This is a genomic window from Sphaerisporangium melleum (assembly GCF_014646695.1).
In the GTDB taxonomy this organism is placed as follows: Bacteria; Actinomycetota; Actinomycetes; order Streptosporangiales; family Streptosporangiaceae; genus Sphaerisporangium; species Sphaerisporangium melleum.
Genome location: NZ_BMNT01000037.1, coordinates 1 through 20233 on the forward strand (window position 1 = coordinate 1; position 20233 = coordinate 20233).

At 73.5% G+C, this 20233-nt stretch carries 17 protein-coding genes; 6 read left to right on the forward strand and 11 right to left on the reverse strand.

All coding sequences use genetic code 11. From position 1 onward, the window contains the following. Window positions 1-77: 77 nt before the first annotated feature. Window positions 78-1562, reverse strand: a complete 1485-nt coding sequence (locus IEY93_RS28240; protein ID WP_189166177.1) for a bifunctional aminoglycoside phosphotransferase/ATP-binding protein — start codon at window positions 1560-1562, stop codon at window positions 78-80. A 221-nt stretch (window positions 1563-1783) separates the two neighbouring features. Here IEY93_RS28240 and IEY93_RS28245 point away from each other — a divergent pair, with 221 nt between their 5' ends. Both IEY93_RS28245 and IEY93_RS28250 read left to right on the forward strand, forming a co-directional pair. Then, window positions 1784-2275, forward strand: a complete 492-nt coding sequence (locus IEY93_RS28245) for a hypothetical protein (protein ID WP_189166178.1) — start codon at window positions 1784-1786, stop codon at window positions 2273-2275. Between the two features lie 94 nt (window positions 2276-2369). Next, window positions 2370-2822, forward strand: a complete 453-nt coding sequence (locus tag IEY93_RS28250; RefSeq protein ID WP_189166179.1) for an Lrp/AsnC family transcriptional regulator — start codon at window positions 2370-2372, stop codon at window positions 2820-2822. Window positions 2823-2876: 54 nt separating this feature from the next. Here IEY93_RS28250 and IEY93_RS28255 read toward each other — a convergent pair whose 3' ends face one another. The 6 genes from IEY93_RS28255 to IEY93_RS28280 form a co-directional block, all read right to left on the reverse strand. Beyond that, complete coding sequence (locus IEY93_RS28255) at window positions 2877-3866, reverse strand: N-acetylglucosamine kinase (protein ID WP_189166180.1); 990 nt, start codon at window positions 3864-3866, stop codon at window positions 2877-2879. Further along, on the reverse strand, window positions 3863-5137 hold the full coding sequence (locus IEY93_RS28260) for a family 4 glycosyl hydrolase (protein ID WP_189166181.1): 1275 nt from the start codon (window positions 5135-5137) through the stop codon (window positions 3863-3865). The genes IEY93_RS28255 and IEY93_RS28260 overlap by 4 nt, the downstream gene beginning before the upstream one ends. Next, on the reverse strand, window positions 5138-6025 hold the full coding sequence (locus IEY93_RS28265) for a carbohydrate ABC transporter permease (protein WP_189166182.1): 888 nt from the start codon (window positions 6023-6025) through the stop codon (window positions 5138-5140). It lies immediately after the preceding gene. After that, the gene (locus IEY93_RS28270) at window positions 6022-6987 is read right to left on the reverse strand and encodes a carbohydrate ABC transporter permease (RefSeq protein ID WP_189166183.1); all 966 of its coding nucleotides are present in this window, start codon (window positions 6985-6987) and stop codon (window positions 6022-6024) included. Before IEY93_RS28270 ends, IEY93_RS28265 begins: the two co-directional genes overlap by 4 nt. A gap of 3 nt (window positions 6988-6990) precedes the next feature. After that, window positions 6991-8328 (reverse strand): ABC transporter substrate-binding protein, encoded by a 1338-nt coding sequence (locus tag IEY93_RS28275; RefSeq protein WP_189166184.1) that lies wholly within the window; start codon window positions 8326-8328, stop codon window positions 6991-6993. A 302-nt stretch (window positions 8329-8630) separates the two neighbouring features. Then, window positions 8631-9848 carry an ROK family transcriptional regulator gene (locus tag IEY93_RS28280; protein ID WP_229691545.1) on the reverse strand — a complete coding sequence of 406 codons (1218 nt, stop codon included), beginning with the start codon at window positions 9846-9848 and terminating at the stop codon, window positions 8631-8633. 541 nt (window positions 9849-10389) lie between these two features. Here IEY93_RS28280 and IEY93_RS28285 point away from each other — a divergent pair. The 4 genes from IEY93_RS28285 (at window position 10390) to IEY93_RS28300 (ending at window position 16326) form a co-directional block, all read left to right on the forward strand. Next, window positions 10390-12648: a HelD family protein gene (locus IEY93_RS28285; RefSeq protein ID WP_229691546.1), complete on the forward strand. Its 2259-nt coding sequence runs from the start codon at window positions 10390-10392 to the stop codon at window positions 12646-12648. Window positions 12649-13204: 556 nt separating this feature from the next. After that, on the forward strand, window positions 13205-14803 hold the full coding sequence (gene lnt / locus IEY93_RS28290; protein ID WP_229691547.1) for an apolipoprotein N-acyltransferase: 1599 nt from the start codon (window positions 13205-13207) through the stop codon (window positions 14801-14803). Further along, entirely contained in the window at window positions 14803-15546 is a 744-nt protein-coding gene (locus IEY93_RS28295; RefSeq protein ID WP_189166185.1) for a polyprenol monophosphomannose synthase, read from the forward strand. The genes lnt and IEY93_RS28295 overlap by 1 nt, the downstream gene beginning before the upstream one ends. Before the next feature lie 246 nt (window positions 15547-15792). Beyond that, on the forward strand, window positions 15793-16326 hold the full coding sequence (locus tag IEY93_RS28300; protein ID WP_189166186.1) for an FxsA family protein: 534 nt from the start codon (window positions 15793-15795) through the stop codon (window positions 16324-16326). A 266-nt stretch (window positions 16327-16592) separates the two neighbouring features. On the opposite strand, the gene IEY93_RS28305 is transcribed toward IEY93_RS28300, so the two are convergent. The 4 genes from IEY93_RS28305 to IEY93_RS28320 all read right to left on the reverse strand — a co-directional run bounded on the left by IEY93_RS28305 (window position 16593) and on the right by IEY93_RS28320 (window position 20229). Beyond that, the gene (locus IEY93_RS28305; protein WP_189166187.1) at window positions 16593-16937 is read right to left on the reverse strand and encodes an RNA polymerase-binding protein RbpA; all 345 of its coding nucleotides are present in this window, start codon (window positions 16935-16937) and stop codon (window positions 16593-16595) included. Between the two features lie 344 nt (window positions 16938-17281). Then, a complete protein-coding gene (locus IEY93_RS28310) occupies window positions 17282-18628 on the reverse strand; it encodes an MFS transporter (RefSeq protein WP_189166188.1) in 1347 nt (448 codons plus the stop codon). 118 nt (window positions 18629-18746) lie between these two features. Continuing rightward, window positions 18747-19547: a glycerophosphodiester phosphodiesterase family protein gene (locus IEY93_RS28315; protein ID WP_189166189.1), complete on the reverse strand. Its 801-nt coding sequence runs from the start codon at window positions 19545-19547 to the stop codon at window positions 18747-18749. A 103-nt stretch (window positions 19548-19650) separates the two neighbouring features. Further along, entirely contained in the window at window positions 19651-20229 is a 579-nt protein-coding gene (locus IEY93_RS28320) for an RNA methyltransferase (RefSeq protein WP_189166190.1), read from the reverse strand. Window positions 20230-20233 lie beyond the last annotated feature (4 nt).

Below are 20233 nucleotides of genomic sequence, written 5' to 3' on the forward strand. Positions count from 1 at the left end.
CGACCAGGCAACCGCATGGTCACACCGCAACCACGACCTCGCCGCTTGACATTCAACGTCCAGGGATGTCTGACACCTCAGTCCGGTTCCAGGCGGGGGCGCAGGCGGGCGGCGGCGGGGGCCGGATGGACGACCTCCAGCGCTCGCGCCAGCGCCTCCTCCACGCTCCCCGCGGTGCCGATCTCCACCGATCCCGGCCAGGGAGGGGTCCTGGCGGCCAGCGCCTCGGAGATCGCCCGGTCGGCGTCGGAGATCCCGCCGGTGCGCCGGGCCAGCCGCTCGGCCACCACCTCCGGCGGCGCCGCACAGCGCAGCGCGACCAGATCGCTGAAGGTACTCTGCGCGACCCGCCCGGCCTCCGCCCGGAAGGACGCGCCGGTCCAGGAGGCGTCCAGGACCACCGGCTCGCCGCGGCCGAGCAGCAGGCCCGCGCGGTCCAGCAGCTCAGCGTAGGTGCGTTCGGTCCACTCGGGACGGTAGATGCCCTCGCCGAACGCGGCGGGCGCGTGCCGTTCGGGGGTGATGCCCGCGAGCTCCTTGCGGACCCGGTCGCTGCTCAGCAGCGTGTACCCCAGCCGGTCGGCCAGGGCGGCGGCCAGCGTGGACTTGCCGGTGCCGGGCGGCCCGCCGACCAGCACCAGGGCGACCGCGCCCGCCCGCAGATGGCGCAGGGTCAGCCCGGTCAGATCGCGGGCCTCCCCGGCCGCCGGCCGGTCCCCCTGCAGATGCCGCAGGCAGGCCACCTTCGCCCGGACGAACGCCCGGTAGGCGATGTAGTGGTGCACCAGCGACGGCGGCGCGCAGTCCCCGGAGAACTCGGCGTACCACGCGAGGAAGGCCCGGGCCGCCTCCGGCGCGCCGAGCCGCTCGACGTCCATGGCCAGGAACGCCGCGTCGTCCAGCCCGTCCACGAACCGCAGCCGCTCGTCGAACTCCAGGCAGTCCAGGATGCGCGGCCCGTCGTCCAGGCAGAAGATGTCCTCGGCGAGCAGGTCGCCGTGCCCGTCCACGACGCGGCCCTGCCCGATCCGGGCGCGCAACAGCGGCTCGCGGCCGTCGACGAAACGCAGCGCGAGGCGCTCGGCCTCGGCGACGCGGGCCGCCTCGACGATCTCACCGGGGAGTTCGCGCACCTGGGCGAAGCTCGCCGCCCATCGCCCGCGCAGCGCCGGCCCGTCGCCCTCCCGGTCGATGCGCGGGCCACGGCGGGCACGGGCGTGCAGACCGGCGACCATGCGGGCCACGCTCCGCAGGTGCTCCTCCACCGCAGCGCCGGAGCGGATCAGCGCGGCCAGCCGCCGTTCGGGAGGCATGCGCCGCATCACCACCAGGTGCTCGCACGGCCGGCCGTCCGGACCGATCACGTCGGCGACGCCCTCGTAGACGTCCGGGGCCAGCCGCCGGTTGAGCTCGACCTCCTCCAGGCAGGCGGCCCGGCGCGCCTCCCGCCCGGTGAAGTCCAGGAAGCCGAACCGCACCGGCTTCTTGAGCTTGTACGCGCGCTCTCCGAGCAGCACCACGACGCCGGTGTGCGTCTCTGTGACCTCGGCCCACGCCCCCATCGCCGACCTTCCCCTCAAAAGGGCCGCCCCCTTGGGGAGACCTTCCCCGCCCGGCGCGTCCGACCCTCCGCGTCCGGCGCGTCGCGCGGCGCGGCGGGCGCCGCGCCGGACGGCGGCAAAGAGCGGGCAATCTTCCCCCCGGCGGGCGGCCACCGGCGGGACCGCGACCCGGCGGCAGGGTATGGGCCGATCAGCGCCGCCGCCGGTCCGGGCGGGCGGCGGTGGCCATCGGCCTGGAGGAGGCGCAGGTGCGCAACGCGATCGGGGTCCGGATCCAGGACGCCATGGAACGCCGCCACGCGGACGGGCGACCGGTCCGCGCGCCCTCCGCGCCGCCGGTCCGCACTGCCGCGTCGCGGCGGGCGTCGCGGGCCGCGCTGCTGCCCGCCGCGCTCGTGCTGGCCTGCCTGGCCCTCGCCTGGCCACCGGCCCCGGCGAGCGCCGCGCCGGCCGTCCCGCAGCGGCCGCGCACCACGGTGGCCAAGGGCGACCGCGGGCCGATCACCGTCGGCAACGGCCGGCACAACTTCACGTACGGCCAGTTGTTCAGCCCTACCTACATGCGCGGCGCGCAGCACGTCTCCAACGCCAGCGTCGTCGGCCACAGCCCGTCCCAGTCCGCCTTTTGTCGCAAGCGGCACAAGGTCTGCCACATCTCCGAGAGGATGTGGGTCTCCGGTCACCACCGCCCGCGCCGCGGGCACCGCCGCTGACCGGGCGCGCCGCCCTACGCTGAGACGTCGGTTGGAACCATGACGTGACCGGTTGGACGACAAAAGGGGCTCAGGTGGCGCTACCGTTTACGGAGTGGAGGAGATCGATCGCCGCATCGTGATGCTGCTGGCCGCCGACGGCCGCATGAGTTTCACCGACCTCGCCAAGGAGACCGGGCTGTCGGTGTCGGCCGTCCACCAGCGGGTGCGCAGGCTGGAGAAGCGCGGTGTGATCCGGGGGTACGCGGCCCTGGTCGACCATGACGCGATCGGCCTTCCGCTCACCGCCTTCGTCTCGATCAAGCCGATCGACCCCTCGGCGCCGGACGACGCGCCCGAGAAGCTCGAGCACCTGACCGCGATCGAGGCCTGTCACAGCGTCGCCGGAGACGAGAGTTACATCCTGAAGGTCCGCGTGCCGTCGCCGATCGCCCTGGAAGAGCTGCTGCAGCAGATCCGTGCGTCGGCCAACGTCTCCACCCGCACCACCATCGTGCTCAGCACCCCCTACGAGCACCGCACCCCCGATCTCACCGCGGGCACCTAGCCGCCGGCGGCAGCGGGCCGGGGGCGGCGCCCCCGGCCACGCGTCGCCGCGGCGTCAGGGGGCCGAGCGGCCACTGACGGTGCCGGCGAAGGCTTCGCGGGCCCGCGCCAGGGCCCGCGGCGCCGCGCCGAGCCGGTCCAGGCCGAGCAGCGCCGCGCCGGCGATCGGCGGCACCTCGGTCACCGCCGGCACCGCGTGCGGGGCCTGCGCGGCGTACCTTTCGGTGACCAGCGACGTCAGCAGCGGGTCACGGGCGGTGAGCACGCCGCCGCCCAGCACGACCTCGCACGGCCGCTCGAGCAGGCCGAGGCGGCGCATCGCGACCACTCCCATGACCGTGATCTCGTCCGCCTGGCGCTCGACCAGGCCCCGGGCGACGGCGTCGCCGCCCGCCGCCGCGGCCAGCAGCTCGGGCACCAGGCCGAGCAGCCGGTCGGGCCGCAGCTCGCCGAAGTGCAGCGCGATGACGACCTCCTCGGCCAGCCGCACCCCGAAGAACCGGCGGACCACGTCGAGCAGGGCGGTGCCGGGCCCGCGGCCGTCCTCGGCGCGCACGGCGTGCCACAGCACCTCCTCGCCGAGCCCGAGGCCGCCGCCCCAGTCGCCGCTGATCCTGCCCAGCGCCGGGAAGCGGGCCACCTCACCGGAGGGGGACACCCCTACGGCGTTGATCCCGGCGCCGCACACCACCGCGACGCCCCATGGCCGCGCGGCGCCGGCCCGCAGCAGGGCGAAGGTGTCGTTGCCCACCACCGCCGCCCGCCCGTACCCGCGGGCCAGGATCTCCTCCCGCAGCCGGTCCTCCTCCACCGGCAGGTCGGCTCCGGCCACGTAGGCCGCGACCAGGTCGGCGTACGGGGGCCGCGCGTCCGAGCCGAGGGCCCGGCGGGCGGTCTCGCCGAGCACGTCGATGGCCGCGGCCACGCCCGCGCTCTGCGGGAGGAAACCGCCGCCCCGGGCGGTGGCCAGCACCGTGCCGTCCTCGGCCACCAGCGCGACGTCGGTCTTGCTGTTGCCGCCGTCGACCGCGAGCACCGTCCTCACGCGGGCACCGCCCCGTCGCCCGCCCACGGCAGGAACGCGCGGTTGGCGGCGACCAGCCGGCCGGCCAGGTCGGCGGCCAGGGACGCCTGGCCGACCAGCGGGTGGGCCAGCAGCGCGTCGGTGACCCGGTCGGTGCCGCCGTGCAGGGCGGCTTCCAGGGCCAGCGCCTCGTAGGCGGTGACGTGCGCGATGAGCCCGGCGTGCAGCGGCTCGACCGGATCCACCGGCAGGGCGGCGGCTCCGGCGGCGCCGACGCGGGCGGGCACCTCGATGACCGCGTCCGCGGGCAGGAAGGGCAGCGTGCCGTCGTTGCGCAGGTTGACCACCTGGACATCCCCCCGGTCACCGGCCAGCGAGGCGATCAGCGCCACGGCGGCCTCGGAGTAGAACGCGCCGCCCCGCTCGGCCAGCAGCGCGGGCTTGGTGTCCACCGACGGGTCGGCGTACATGCGCAGCAGGGACTCCTCCAGGGCGGCGACCTCGGCCGCGCGCGAGGGTCTGCCGAGCTGCTCGGCCACGACGGCGTCGTGCTCGTAGTAGTAGCGCAGGTAGTAGGACGGGACGACGCCGAGCCTGCGGATCAGCGGCGCGGGCAGGCCGATGTCGGCGGCGATCTCCTCCCCGTGCTCGGCGAGCAGCCCGGGCAGGACGTCCCGTCCGTCCACGGTCACCGATCGCTCCCAGGTCAGGTGGTTGAGCCCCACGTGGCCGAGCGCGACGCGTTCGGGGGTGACGCCGAGGTGGGCGGCGAAGCGGCGCTGGAAGCCGATGGCCACGTTGCACAGGCCGATGGCGCGGTGCCCGGCCTGCAGCAGGGCCCGGGTGACGATGCCGACCGGGTTGGTGAAGTCGACGATCCAGGCGTCCGGCGCGACCTTGGCGACCCGCTCGGCGATGTCGAGCACCACCGGCACGGTGCGCAGCGCCTTGGCCAGCCCGCCCGCTCCGGTGGTCTCCTGCCCGACGCAGCCGCAGGCCGGCGGCAGGGTCTCGTCCACGTTGCGCGCGGCCTGCCCGCCCACCCGGAGCTGGATCAGCACGGCCTGGGCCCCCGCGGCGCCCTGCTCGACGGTGGTCGCGGTGGTGACGAGGGCAGGGTGGCCGGCCCGCCGCAGCATGCGCGCCGCCATGGCGGAGACCAGTGCCAGGCGCCGCTCGTCGGGGTCGATCAGCGCGATCTCCGACACCGGCAGCTCCTCGCGCAGCCGGGCGAACCCGTCGATCAGCTCGGGCGTGTACGTCGAGCCGCCCCCCACAACGGCCAGCTTCATTTACTTGACTCCTGTCAGCTTGACGCCTTCGATGAAGGCCTTCTGGGCGAAGAAGAACACGACGATCACCGGTGCCATGGCCAGCAGGGTCGCGGCCATGGTCAGGTTCCACTGGACGTGGTGCACGGCCCGGAAGGACGCCAGGCCCAGCGACAGCGTCCAGTTGCCGGGTTCGGTCCCGGCGTACAGCAGTGGCCCGTAGTAATCGTTCCAGCAGTAGAAGAACTGGAAGAGCGCCACCGCGGCGATCGCCGGCCGGGCCATCGGCAGGATGACGCGCACCAGGGTGCGGAACTCCCCGCACCCGTCCACCCGGGCCGCGTCGGAGTACTCCTTGGGGATGGTGACCAGGAACTGCCGCAGCAGGAAGATCGAGAACGCGTCCCCGAGCAGCATGGGCAGGATGAGCGGCCACAGGGTGCCGGTGAGGTGGAAACGCGCCCACAGGATGTACACCGGCACGGCCACCACCTGCGGCGGCAGCATCATCGTGGTGATCACCAGCAGGAACGCGATCCGGCGGCCGGGGAAGCGCAGCCGGGCGAGCGCGTACGCCGCCGGGATCGAGGACACCAGCGTGAAGGCGGTGGCGAGCCCGGCGTACAGCAGGGTGTTGCCGATCCAGGTCAGCAGCGGCGCCCGCTGGAAGATGCCGGCGAAGTTGTCCCACTGCCACTGCTCGGGCCACAGCCGGGAGGTCAGCGCCTGGTGGTCGGTCATCACGGCGGTCAGGCCGATGAACACCAGCGGGCCGAGGAACATGATCGCCAGGGCGATCGCGAGCGCGTGGGTGGCGATCCAGGTCAGCGCGGCGCGGCGGCGGTGCCCGGCCGGCGGGCGGGGCCGGGCCGCGGGAACCGGCCGTGCGGGCGCGGCGGTGAGGGTCATGCATCCTCCTCGGTGTCGCGGAACCGGCGGAGCAGGAACAGCGTGAACACCATCGACACCGCGAACAGGATCAGTGCCAGCACGCACGCGTATCCCATGGCGAAGTCGCGGAACCCCTGGTGGAACAGCCATTCGGGGAAGGTCAGCGTGGCGCCGCCCGGGTATCCGGGGACGAACACCGACCCGGCCGAGTCGGTGGCTCCGGAGGCGACCCGCGCCGCGACCATGGCCTGGGTGAAGTACTGCAGCGTCTGGATCACCCCGGTGATCGCGGCGAACATCAGCACCGGCCGGATCACCGGCAGCGTGATGTGCAGGAATCGCCGCCAGGCGCCCGCGCCGTCCAGGGACGCGGCCTCGTAGAGCTGCCGGGGCACGTCCAGCAGCGCCGCCAGGAAGATCACCATCAGGTCGCCCACCGACCACAGGGCCAGCAGCGTCAGGCCCGGCTTGGCCCAGTCGGGGTCGCCGAACCAGTCCGGGGAGGGCAGGCCCAGGGCCGACAGCAGTGCCGGCACCGGGCCGGTCCCCGGGTTGAGCAGGTACACGAACCCGAGCGTCCCGGCCACCAGCGGCACCAGGGACGGCAGGTAGAACACGGTGCGGAACAGCCCGGCGCCGGCCTTGAGCCGGGTGACGAGCTGGGCCACGCCGAGGGCGAACGTCACCCGCAGCGGCACCATCACCGCGACCAGCCACAGCGTGTTGCCGATCGCGGTCCAGGCCGCGTCGTCCCGCAGGAAGTACCGGTAGTTCAGCAGCCCCACCCATTCGAGGGTGAACAGGTCGTAGCGCTGGAAGGAGAAGTAGACGGTGGCCAGCAGAGGGTAGGCGAAGAACAGCCCGAACCCGGCGAGCCACGGGGACAAGAAGAGCAGGGCGACCAGGCCGCGCCGGCGCCGCGGCGCCGTGACCCGGTGGGGCGCCGCGCTCCCGCGGCGCCCGAGCGTCGTCGTCGCCATCGCTCAGCCGCCCGCGGTGAGCTTCAGCTTGTCGTCGATCTTGCGGTCCACCCCGGCGAGCAGCGCGTCCAGGTCCTTGGCCCGGCCGGATTCCCAGGCGATCTGGGCCTCCTGCAGCGTCTGCTGGTTGAACGCCGAGTTGATGTGCGCGGGCAGGGTGCTGCTGGCCGGGTGGGCGAAGATGTCGAGGAAGGTCTGGAAGTTCGGGTCGCGGTCCAGCTTGGGGGACTGCAGCGCGGGCAGCGTGCTCGGCACGTTGCGAAGGGCGTTGGACAGCGTGACCAGGGCGTCGGTGTCGGTGGTCAGGTGGCGCACCAGCTCCCAGGCGGCCTGCGAGTGCGCCGCGCCGCGCGGGATGCCGATGACGGTGCCGGCGATGAACCCGCCGCCGTACAGGTCGGGCCGGTCGTCGGCCACCGGCAGCGGCGCGGTCCCGTAGTCCAGATCGGGGGCGTCGGCGGCGATCATGGCGTTGCGCCACTCGCCGTCGATCGCCATGGCGACCTGGCCCTTCATGAACGGGTTGTCGGCCGACCACTCGTCGCCGAAGCTCTTGCGGAACCTCTCCAGCCTGTCGTAGCCGAACCAGTCGACCAGGTCCTTCTGCCAGGTCATCAGCTTCTTCCACGCCGGGTCGCCGCCGATGGCCGAGGTGCCGTCCGGGTCGGTCCACGTGGCGCCGACCATCGTCCCGGTGTGGATCGGGGCGTTCTCGTACATCTGGCTGCTCGGCACGAAACCGGCGACCTTGATCTCGCCCTTGGCGTCGCGCACGGTGAGCTTCTTGGCGAGCGCGGCGAGCTCGGAGAGGGTCCTCGGCGCCGGCTCGCCCTTCATGAGCTTCTTGTTGTAGTAGAGGCCGTAGGCGTCGGCGAGCATCGGCATCACGCAGCGCTTGCCCTGGTAGCGCGTGTACTCGGCGATCACCTTGGGGAAAAGCGACTCGTCGACCTTGGCGGCCGCCAGGTACGGCGACAGGTCCTGGAAGATGCCGGTCTTGCAGAACGTCGCGACGCTGTCGGTGGTGAACGACAGCGCGATGTCCGGCGGGTTGCCGCCGCGGGCGGCCTGGATGATCTGTTCGTCCTGGACGGCCTTGGTGGTCTTCACCGTGATCCACGGATGGGTACGCCGGAAGCCGGCGAGGGCGTCGTCGAACGCCTTGAGCTCGTTGTCGGCGACGAAGCCGTGCCACAGGGTGAGGGTGACCGGGGTCCGGTCGGGTGTGGCGCCGGCCTTCGGGACGGCCGGGGCGTTCTCGGTGCCGGCGGTGCAGGCGGTCGCGGCGAGCAGGGCCAGTGCCGCCGCCGCGAGCTTCGCGAGCGGGGGACGTGGTTTCACAGGGCCTCCCAGGGGGTGGGCGGTGCGGAGGGGAGAGGGCGGAGGCGGGACGGGGGTGGTCGGGAACGGCGGACACGGGGCCGGGGGAGGGACGGACGGGACGACGGCACGGCGGGGGAGCCGGGCCGCGTGCCCTGCGGAGCCGGGGTGAGCGGGCGAAGCCGGCGGGACAGGAGAGTGGCGGACCGGGCGCGGGTGGGCGACGGGAGCGATGGGACGTGGGACGGGTGGGGGGAGCCGGGAGGAGCGCTGCGAGCGGGGACGGTGAGGCAGGGAGAGCGGCGGGGCGGGATGGGCCGAGGTCAGGGGGAGACGGTGGAGGCGAAGACCTGTTCCCGGGTGATGGCCAGGGCCAGGCCGAGCGCGCCGGTCAGCACCGGATCGCCCTCGACGGCCGACGGCCGCACGGGCGGGCGCGGCAGGGTCAGCGCGTGCAGTTCCTCCTCCACCAGGGCGGCCAGCACCTCGCCACCGGCCAGCAGCATGCCGCCGGTGAGCACCACGAGCTCGGGGTCGGCCACCGCGACGATCGGCGCGAGCCCCACGGCCAGCCGGGCGGCGAGCTCGCGCAGCGCGCGTCCGGCCCGTTCTCCGCGCTCGCCCGCGCGGCCGATGTCCCGGACGGCGGCGCGCACCGCGCGGGCCGGGTCGGCGCCGCGCAGGCCGTGCGAGCGCAGCAGGCGCAGCACGGCGGGCCCGCCGGCCAGCGACTGGAACCCGTGGTCGCCCCGCTTGCCGGTCTGCCTGGCGGTCGGCGCGCCGGCGATCGGCATGTAGCCGACCTCGCCCGCGCCGCCGGTGGCGCCGCGGTGCAGCCGCCCGCCGAGCACCAGGGCGGCGCCGATGCCCTCGTCGGCCCACAGCAGCACGAAGTCGCCGTGGCCGCGGGCCACGCCGTGCGCCTGCTCGGTGAGCGCGACCAGGTTGACGTCGTTCTCGACGTCGACCGGTACGCCGAGGCCGGCGCGGAGGGCTCCGACCAGGCCGGGGATGTGCCAGCCGGGAATGTGCGCGGCGTAGCCGAGCCGGGCGGTGGCCGGGTCGACCGCTCCCTGGATGCCGATCACCACGCGGTGCAGGCCGGCCGGTGCGACCCCCGCGGCCCGGCACGCGCCCTCGACGGCCGCGCGTACCTTGGCCACGACGTCGCCGCCGCTCCTGCCGGGGGTGGGGTGCAGGTGCTCGCCGAGCACCGCGCCGGTGATGTCGGCGACCGAGGCGGCGATGCGCGTCCTGGTCACGTCCAGCGCGGCGACGTGCGCGGCGGCGGGGTTGATGCGGTACAGCTCGGCCGTGCGGCCCGGAAGTCCCTCGCGTACGCCGTCCAGCACGACCAGGCCGGCGCTGCGCAGGCGGGTGAGGAGCTGGGAGGCCGTGGGTTTGGACAGGCCGGTGAGCGCGCCCAGCTCTGGACGGGTGAGCGGTCCGCGTTCCAGCATGACCTGGAGGGCGGCGCGGTCGTTGATGGCGCGCAGCAGCTGCGGCCTTCCCGGCTGCGGGCCGGCGTTCGTGCCCTGCACGGCTCCCTCCTCCGCCCGATCTGTAGTTAGGAAACCTTCCTAACTAAGAAGGAACGTACAGCGGCCGCCCCGAGCGAGGTCAAGGGCCGCTACCAACCTGTGACCCGGCCGTGCGCCCCCTGCGTCCGTTCCGGCTCGGCCGCGGGGAGAGGCTCGCCGGAGCGAGAGAGGTGCGATTGGTGAGGGGTGCCGCATCCGGTCGGCGGAGACCGGGCCGCGCGGGGCGCGAGTGCCTGGCGGCGAAGTCCGGGCAAAGGTGGAACACCGGGTGGCCCTGTCCCGCCCGGTGTCACACGAACGATCTTCCCGTGGACCGGAGGGCCTGCTACGGCGTGCCGAGGTGTGCCGTCAGAGCGGGAGTTCGCACGAGTGCGCCGGCATGAAGAACGCCGCCTCGGAGGGCGGCGCGTGAGATCGGTCCAGGGATTGACCGATCTGCTATTCTGGGCCCTTGTCCCGACATTCCCTCGAAATACATAAAAGCCCGGAGTTTCACATTACCAGCAATAATAATGAAGCGGGGGCTTCTCGTCAAATAGAGGTGGCAAAGGAGCAGGAATACGTCACCGCGCTCTACGCGCGGCTCGACCTGCTGCGCGAACGCACCCGCAAGCAGCTCGACGGGGTCCTCGCGCAGGGCGGAGGCGGCACCCACCAGAACCGTTCCGAACGGGATTCCTTCGCCGGAATGTACGCCGAGCGCCTCGCCCGCCTGTGGGCCGTCGAGAACGCCCTGTGTTTCGGCCGCATCGACCTCGCCGCCGAGGGGCCGCTCTACATCGGCCGCCTCGGGCTGTCCGACGACGACCAGGCGCGCCTGCTCATCGACTGGCGGGCCCCCGTCGCCCAGCCGTTCTACCGCGCCACGCCCACCGAGCCGATGGGCATCACCCGCCGCCGCCACCTGCAGACCAAGGGACGGCGGGTCGTCGGCGTCGACGACGACCTGCTCGACCTCGACCGGCTCACCGACGCCGACCGGGCCACGCTGAACGGCGAGGCCGCTCTGCTGGCCGCGCTGGACGAGAAGCGCACCGGGCGCATGCGCGACATCGTGGCGACCATCCAGGCCGGGCAGGACCGCGTGATCCGCGGCGCCCTGGACGGCGTCCTGGTCGTCCAGGGCGGGCCGGGCACCGGCAAGACCGTGGTGGCCCTGCACCGCGCGGCCTACCTGCTCTACACCCACCGCGAGCGCCTGGCCCGCCGGGGCGTGCTCATCGTCGGGCCGAACCTCACCTTCCTGCGTTACATCGAGCAGGTGCTCCCCTCGCTGGGCGAGACCGACGTGCTGCTGTCCACCGTCGGGGAGCTCTACCCCGGCGTCACCGCCACCGCCCGCGAGACGGCCCGGGCGGCCGCGATCAAGGGCTCGGCCCGCATGGCCGAGGTGGTGGCCCGCGCCCTGCGCGACCGCCAGCGGGTGCCCCGCAAGCCGGTCGACATCCCGCTCGGCGCCTACACCCTGCGGCTGGACCAGCGCACCTGCGAGGCGGCCAAGAGCAGGGCGCTGCGCAGCCGCCGCCCGCACAACCAGGCCAGGGCGGTGTTCGTCCGGCACGTGCTCGGCACGCTCGCCAGACAGGCCGCCAAGGCGCTCGGCCGGGGCATGCTGGACGAGGAGGAGCTGGCCGACCTGCGCGAGGACCTGCGCACCGAGCCGGCGGTCAAGGCGGCCCTCAACCGCCTGTGGCCCTACCTCACCCCTCAGCAGTTGCTCATCGGCCTGTACGGCTCCCGCGAGCGCATGGCCTACGCCGGGCTCTCCGAGGCCGAGCAGGACGCCCTGTACCGCGAGGTGCCGCGCGGCGGCGGGGCGTACTGGACCGAGGCCGACGTCCCGCTGCTGGACGAGGCCGCCGAGCTGCTCGGCGACATCGACGCGGGCGTGCTGCGCGCGGCCGCCCTGCAGGCCGAGGAGGAGCTGGCCGCCGCGCGGCGCGCCGAGCAGGACGAGCGCGACTACGAGCTCACCTACGCCCGCGAAGTGCTGGAGCTGACCGGCATGTCGGACATGCTGGACGCCGAGCGGTTCGCGGCCCGGCAGCGCACCGAGGAGAACCACCTCACCACGGCCGAGCGGGCCGCCGCCGACCGCACCTGGGCGTTCGGGCACATCATCGTGGACGAGGCCCAGGAGCTGTCGCCCATGGCCTGGCGGATGCTCATGCGCCGCAGCCCCAACCGGTCCATGACCATCGTCGGGGACATCGCCCAGACCGGGTCGGCCGCGGGCGCCTCCTCGTGGGGTCAGGTCCTCGACCCCTACGCCCGCGGGCGCTGGCGCGAGGAGACGCTGACCGTCAACTACCGCACCCCGGTCGAGCTGATGGCCGTGGCCGCCGACGTGCTCACACTGGTCGGCCCCGGCCTGAAGGCGCCCGAGTCGGTCCGCGAGACCGGCGTCCGGCCCTGGTCCAGGAAGATCGACGGCACCGCGGACCTCGGCCTGATCGTGCGCTCCGAGATCGTGGACGGCGGGCGGCTCGCCGTCATCGTCCCGGCGGCCCTGGCCGAGGAGGCCGGCGCGGCGGTCACCAAGGCGGTGCCGGGTGCGGCGGCCGGGCCGGTGCCCGGCGCGCTGGAGGCCCCGGCCGTCGTCCTCACCGTCGCCGACGCCAAGGGCCTGGAGTTCGACGCGGTCATCGTGGCCGAGCCCGCCGAGATCCTCGCCGAGTCGCCACGCGGCCCGAGCGACCTGTACGTGGCCCTCACCAGGGCCACCCGCCGCCTCGGTGTCGTGCACTCCGGCGACCTGCCCGAGGTGCTGTCCCGGTGCGAGGCGCTCCCGCCGCCCTGACGCGACCTGTAGTATCGATCTTCCGGTGCCGCGCGGGCGGTGCCGGGCGGTGCTCACGTCCACCGGCCCAGCTGCGAAAACTTGGTGTCGCCGCTGATCGGGACACGGTTGACATCTGAGCTGAGGTCGGTAGTTTGCTGGACAGTCCAGCACGGGACTACCGGTTGGCCGTCTTCAGACATCGTCGGACTCTGCGTCATGACGGAGCACGACTCCGTCTGCTCAGCCAGGCGCAGCGCCGGCGTTCCGTCGAGTCGGGGCACCCCAGCCGGGTGGGGGGTTGGACCCGGGAGGGGCCCGGACGCCCAGTAGACAACGGAACTCCGCGCTCGCCGCCGACGGGACGGATCCGGTCCGAAGGGCGATCCGGGCCCTCTTCCCGTCTCGTGCCAGAGCCGCAGTGTGGTTCCTGGGTTCCCGCCCCGCAGGGAGGGAGGCCCAGGGATCACCATGCGTGATCGTCCGCCGCCGGGTCCGCCCGGTGGTTGGAGCCGGGTCCGCCGGGCGGTAGCGTTCGGTGGTTAGCAAGGACCCGCGCGAGAAGAGACACGCCCCCGTGGCCAACCCCACTGTGCAGGACGTCGAGCGGGCGCCGGCCGAGCCCGCCGCGCCTCCGCCTGCGCGCACCCTGCGGCGGCTCTGCGCCGGACTGGCCGGCGGGGTGCTGCTCTACCTCGCCTTTCCCCCGATCGACCTGTGGTTTCTCGCCCCGCCCGCGCTCGCGCTGCTCACCCTGTCGGTCTACCGCATCGGGGCACGCCGCGCCGCGCTGCTCGGCTACGCCGCGGGAGCGGCCTTCCTGCTCCCCGCGCTGGCCTGGGTTCAGCCGATCGGTTATGACGCCTGGCTGCTGCTGGTGGCGGTCGAGGGCCTGTTCTTCGCCGCGATGTCCGCCGCGATCGCGCTGGTCACCAGGCTGCGGGGCTGGCCGCTGTGGGCGGCCTGCCTGTGGGTGGCCCAGGAGCTGGCCAGGGGGGCCTTCCCGGTCGGCGGCTTCCCCTGGGTGCGTGTCGCGTTCAGCCAGGGCGGGTCGCCGTTCACCCCGTACGCCGCGCTGGGCGGCGCGCCGCTTGTAACTTTCAGCGTCGTCCTCTGCGGCACGTTACTGTCGGTGACGGCGCTCAGGGCGGTGACGCCCGGTGGCCGGCGGGTGGCCGGGGCGGCGCTGGCCGGGGCGCTCGTCGTGCCGCTGCTCGCCTACGCCGTGCCGCGGCCGGGCCCGCAGGCCGGGCCCACCGTCCGCATCGGCATCGTGCAGGGCAATGTGCCCGGCACCGGGATGGGTTTCCTCGGCGACGAGCCCGCGGTCGTGCTGCGCAACCACGCCGACAAGACGCACGAGCTCGCGCGGGCCGTGCGCGAGGGCAAGGTCGCCCGGCCCGACATCGTGATCTGGCCGGAGAACTCCACCGACATCGACCCCTACCGGGATCCCGGCGCCCGCGCGCTGATCGACGACGCCGTGCGCGACATCGGCGTGCCACTGCTGGTCGGCGCCGTCACCCGCTCGGCCGACGGCCTGCACCGGTACACCCGGGCCATCGTCTGGGACCCGGTCACCGGGCCGGGCGCCTACTACGACAAGCGGCAGCTCGTGCCGTTCGGCGAGTACGTCCCCTACAAGGACCTGATCGAGAAGATCGACGAGCGGGTCAAGCTGGTCGGCCTGCAGTCGGTGCCCGGCGACCGGCCCGGCGACCTGCGCATGGGACCGGTCACGGTCGGCACGATCGCCTGCTACGAGATCGCCTTCGACGGCATCGTGCGCAGCACCGTGCGCACGGGCGCGTCGCCGCTGGTCGTGCCCACCAACAACGCCACCTACGCGCTGACCGGCCTGCCGCCGCAGCAGCTCGCCATGTCCCGGCTGCGGGCCGTCGAGCACGACCGGGCGGTGATCACCGCGGCGACGACCGGCATCTCCGCCTACGTCGACCCCGGCGGGAACGTGCGCTGGCGCACCGCCGAGCGGGTGGCCGACATGGCGGTGGTCACCGTGCCGGTGCGCACCGGCGAGACGATCGCGACCCGCGTGGGGGCGGCGCCCGAATGGGCGCTGACGCTCCTCGGGGCCGGCGCCCTGGCCGCCGCCGTCGCCCTCCGGCGCCGGCGACCCGCGGTCTTACACGACAGATCCGACGAAGAGGGTGGCTGATGGAGCGGATTCTCGGGCGGGTACTCGTGATCGTGCCGACGTACAACGAGCGCGAGAACCTCCCCAAGATCACCCAACGGGTGCGGGCGGCGGTGCCCGAGGCTCACCTGCTGATCGCCGACGACAACAGCCCCGACGGCACCGGCGAGATCGCCGACCGGCTCGCCGCCGAGGACGATCACGTCCACGTCCTGCACCGGCCGGGCAAGCAGGGGCTCGGCGCCGCCTACATCGCCGGGTTCCGCTGGGGCCTGGCCGAGGGCTACGACGTGCTGGTCGAGATGGACGCGGACGGCTCCCACCAGCCGGAGGAACTGCCCGCGATGCTGGACGCGCTGGCCGGAGGGGCCGACCTGGTGATCGGCTCCCGGTACATCCCGGGCGGCCGGCTGGTGAACTGGCCCGCCTCGCGCAAGGCCCTGTCCAAGGGGGCCAACGTCTACGTCCGGCTGATGCTCGGGGTGCCGACGCACGACACCACCGCGGGCTACCGCGCCTACCGTGCCTCGGCGCTGGAGAAGATCGCGCTGGACGAGGTGCAGTCCCAGGGCTACTGCTTCCAGGTGGACCTGACGCTGCGCACCGTACGGCAGGGGCTGCGGGTGGCGGAGGTGCCGATCACCTTCGTCGAGCGGACGGCCGGGGCCAGCAAGATGAGCCGCTCCGTCTTCGCCGAGGCACTGTGGCGGGTCACCCTGTGGGGCCTGGCCTCCCTGCCCCGCCGCCTGGGCATCCGCCGCTGAGCGCTGCACAGGGTCGGCTGAGTTCGCCGGCCGGGGGGAGCCGCCGCCGAGCCCGCGTAGGGCATCCTGAGGCCGCTCACGCTCCGCTGGGACGTCTGCCCTGGGCGGGCCCTCCCGTGGCGGCTCTGTGCGAGCGGGGTGAAGGACGGCCGGCGCCGCCCGCCGCTCTCCGGCGGACCCGGCGGCACACCCGGCCGGGAACCGCCGGGCGGGTCCGCGCGTTGTAGGTCGCGAGGTGATGAGGCCATGCTGCGTGTGCTGCTGTTCTTGGTGTTCCTGGTCGTTCCGGTGCTGGAGATCTGGGCGCTCATCCAGGTGGGCCAGGTGATCGGCGGGTGGCAGACCGTCGGGCTGCTCATCCTGGACAGCCTGATCGGCGCCTGGCTGGTGCGCCGCGAGGGCCGGCGCGCCTGGCGGGCGCTGCGGCAGGCGCTGGAGTCGGGCCGCATGCCCGACCGCGAGCTCGTCGACGGGGCGCTGGTGGTCGCGGGCGGCACCCTGCTGGTGACCCCGGGCTTTCTCAGCGATGTGCTGGGCTTCGTCCTGATCCTGCCGTTCACCCGCCCGCTGGCGCGCCGCGGCCTGGGCTGGTTCCTCGGCCGCCGGGTGCGCGCCATGACCGCGGCGTCGCCGTTCGGGATGATGTTCCCCGGCGGCCCCACCGGTCCGGGCGGCCCCACCGCCTCCGCGGGGCCCGTCCGGCGTCCGGGCGCCCGGGTCGTCAGCGGGCAGGTCGTCGGCGACGAGCCACGGGACGCGGCCCCCGGCCCCCGCGCCTGACCGCACGGCGGGAGTCACGGCTGATCCGGCCCGAGACCGGCCCGCCCGGTGCGATGCGGCCGCCGCGCCGATCGGGGATCGTGCGCACGCTCCCGGGCCCCGGCCACCTGTGGTGCGTGGGCATCGCCGGCGGCGGTGTGCACACCGCTGAATCGGTCCACGGCCGGAACGGCTCGGCGGACGGGACGTGAGAGCCGCGCGCTACGCACAATAAAAGACGCCTCCTGGCCACCCTGCGAGGTGGCCCGGAGGCGTCGGCCGGTCGGTCAGGCGCTCTTACGCCGTTGTGCCCGAAGGATCGCCAGGCGCTCGTTCAGCACCTCTTCGAGATCCTCGATCGTGCGACGCTCCAGTAGCATGTCCCAGTGAGTGCGCGGCGGCTTGGCCTTCTTCTGCTGCGGCTGCTCGGCGTCCACTCTTAGGGCGGTGGCACCGCAGTTGCGGCACTCCCAGGTCGCCGGGATCTCCGCCTCCGCGGCAAGGGGCACGTCGAAGCGATGGCCCTTCGGGCAGGTGTAAGGCACCTCCTGGCGCGGAGCCAGGTCGGTGTTGCGGTCGTTCTCGTAGCTGGTGGCTCCGAGCCGGGTACCGCGAAGTGCACGCTCGCCCATGTTTCAATGCCTCCTGAGGGCCCCAATGTGAGGGGTGGGTCTCCACGGCTTACAACACTTGATACCGTGGATGGATTCCCACCCTGAGGGTGATCCAATCGCGCCATTTGGCGCCGTCGTGGATCCTCGGCCGATCTTCCCCGCCGCCCCCCTCCGCCGCCCGTGCCACCTCGCGGTACATCGGGTGGGAGATCCGCTCTCATCGCCGCGCCACGCCACGGCAGAACGATCTATCGGCTCGCTCCACCGCCGGGGTCGTTCCCCCATCCCACCGGGGGGTGCGGGTGAGGCGTCCGCCCGCTTTCGGGCAAGACGCCTGGACACCTCCGGCCGTTCTGACCGGGCTAGATGTGGGAGGGCACCTGGTTGCCGGCCTCTCTGATGGCCCGGGGGAGGTTGGTGACGAGCAGCAGGACGAAACCGGCCACGAAGAAGACCACCAGCGACAGGATGGCCGTGCGGTAGCTGGAGGTGAGCTGCAGGGCCAGGGTCAGCGTGAGCGAGCCCAGGAACGCCGATCCCTTGTCGCTGACCTCGAACAGGCTGAAGTACTCCGCCTCCTTGCCCGCGGGGATCACCAGCGAGTACAGCGACCGCGACAGGGCCTGCGTGCCGCCCATCACGATCGCGATCAGGAAGGCGATGGCGTAGAACTGCACCGCGGCGCCCTTCTGCAGGAAGTAGGCCACCGCGACCACGGCCGTCCACAGCACCAGGCTGACCAGCACGGTCCGCTTGGTGCCGTAGCGCACGGCCAGCCGCCCGAGCAGCAGCGCGCCGCCGAAGGCGAAGAACTGCACCATCAGGATCGCGCTGATCTGCGTGGTCTTGTCCAGTCCGAGCTCCTGGTCGGCGTAGGTCGCCGAGAACGAGATCACCGTCTGCACGCCGTCGTTGTAGATCAGGTAGGCGAGCAGGAACAGCAGGCTGCGCGGGTAGCGGCGCAGGTCGGCGAGGGTGCGGCCGAGCTGGCGGAAGCTGCCGGCGACCGCCCGGGCGGGCGTGGCGTCGTGGGCGGCGACGGGCCGGTTGCGCAGGCGCAGCAGGGGGATCACGGTGAACACCGCCCACCACAGGCCGGCCGAGGCCAGGCTGATGCGCACCGCGAGCCCTTCCTCGATGCCGCTGCCCAGATAGAGCGCCAGGTTGATGGCCAGGAGCGCGAAGCCGCCCAGGTAGCCGAAGCCCCAGCCGCGCGAGGAGACCGCGTCGCGCTCCTCGGGGCCGGCGATCTGCGGCAGGAAGGAGTTGTACACCACCATGGCCGCGCCGAACGAGGTGTTGGCCACGATGAACAGCACGCCGCCGAGCACGTAGGCGTCGCCCGCGACGAAGTAGAACCCGAGGGTCGCCGTCGCGCCGAGGTAGGCGAACAGCGTGAGCAGTTCGCGCTTGCGGCCGGTGTGGTCGGCCAGGGCGCCCGCGATCGGCATGATGATGATCTGCAGGACCACCGACACCGTGACGACGGCCGAGAAGTACGCCTTGGCGCGGACGTCGAAACCGAGGAAGCCGACGAACCCGTCCGCCCCGCCGGCGGCCCGCTCGGCGAGGGAGGTCAGGTACGGGCCGAGGAAGACGGTGATGACCGTCGTCTGGAACCCCGAGTTGGCGAAGTCGTACCAGTACCAGCCGCGTTGCTCCCGCTTTCGCGCCTTCGGCGATTCATCGGTGACGAGGGGGGTGCTCATGGCGTCTCCTGACGGGGGTCACGTGGGGCGTCGGTACGGTCCCGCCGGGACGGGAGGCACGTCGGGGGCGGGAGAGGAAGTCCGGGCGGGGCGGGGACAAGGCGGGGGGCGGCCGTGGTCAGGCGTGGGCGGTGGGGCGGGGATGCCACTGGCCCCGGGCGCGCAGCACGTCGCGCAGCCCGGAGATGTTGTCGGTCATGATCCCGTCGACGCCCATGTCGAGAAGGCTCTCCATGACGCCCTGGTCGTCCACCGTCCACACGTGCACCTGCATGCCCAGGGCGTGCGCGGTGCGCACCAGGGCCCGGGTGGTGACCCGCATCCCGCGGAACCCGACCGGCACCTGCGCGCACGGGACGCCGTCCCGGGCCAGGCCGCCGAGCAGCCGGCCGTACCCCGAGCCCATGGCGGCCGCCCGTAGCCGGGCGACCCCGCGCGGGCCGAGCGCCGAGCAGACCGGCCGGCCGACGGCCATGCGGGCCCTGGCGAGCCGCATGTCGGAGAAGGAGGTCAGGCAGACGCGGTCGTAGGCGTTGGTGCGGCGGATCGCCTCGGCCAGCGGGGCGATCGCCGGGGCCTCCTTGACGTCGATGTTGACCCGCACGTCCGGCCAGGTGCCGAGCACGTCCGACAGCAGGGGGATCTCCTCCACGCCGCCGATGCGGGCCCGCCGCACCTCGCGGTAGGGCAGGGCGGCGACCCGGCCGTGCCGGTCGGTGACCCGGTCGAGGGTGTGGTCGTGGAAGGCCAGCAGCACGCCGTCGGCGGTGGCGTGCGCGTCGGTCTCCAGGTAGGTGTACCCCATCTCCACGGCCCGGGAGAAGGCGGCCATGGTGTTCTCCCGACCTTCGGCCGCCCCGCCGCGGTGGGCGAAGGCGAGCGGGCCGGGATGGTCCAGGAACGGGTAGCGGCGTTGCACGACGAGGAGTATCCCCTGTGTAAGGCTGTCACGTCAGCCTACCCCGGTGAACATTCGGGCACGAACCACCACGCGGGCCGCGAGCCGGCGTTCCTGGCCGGGCTCACTCCTCCCCGGCCTCGGGCGCGGCGCCCGAGGCGTCGGCGGCGGCCCACTCCTGGCGGCGGGCCTCGGCCAGGACGATCGCCGCGGCCACGCCGACGTTGAACGAGCCGACCCGGCCGACCTGCGGGATGTAGAGCACCTCGTCGGCGGCCTCCAGCAGGGCGGGGGAGCAGCCGTGGTCCTCGCTGCCGAGCACCAGGCACACGTCGCGGCCGAGCCGGGCCTGGTGCAGCGGGACGGCGTCCTCGGTCAGCTCGACGGCGATCACGGTGTAGCCGTCCTGTTTGGCCTCGCGCACGGCATCGAGGACGGGCGCGGGCTCATGCCAGGTGACCAGCCGGTCGGTGCCGAGGGCGGTCTTCTGCACCTTGGGGTTGGTGGGCGGGGTGGCGTTGCCGGCCAGCCACACCTGCTCGGCGCCGAAGGCGGCGGCCGTGCGGAAGATCGAGCCGACGTTGAACGGGCCCGTCACCGACTCCAGGATCAGCGACAACCGGTTGTCGGTGCCCCGGCGCCAGGTGCGGTTGAGCCGCTTGACGTCGGTCGGGCGCAGCTGCCTGCGGGTGCCTGTGCTCATCGAG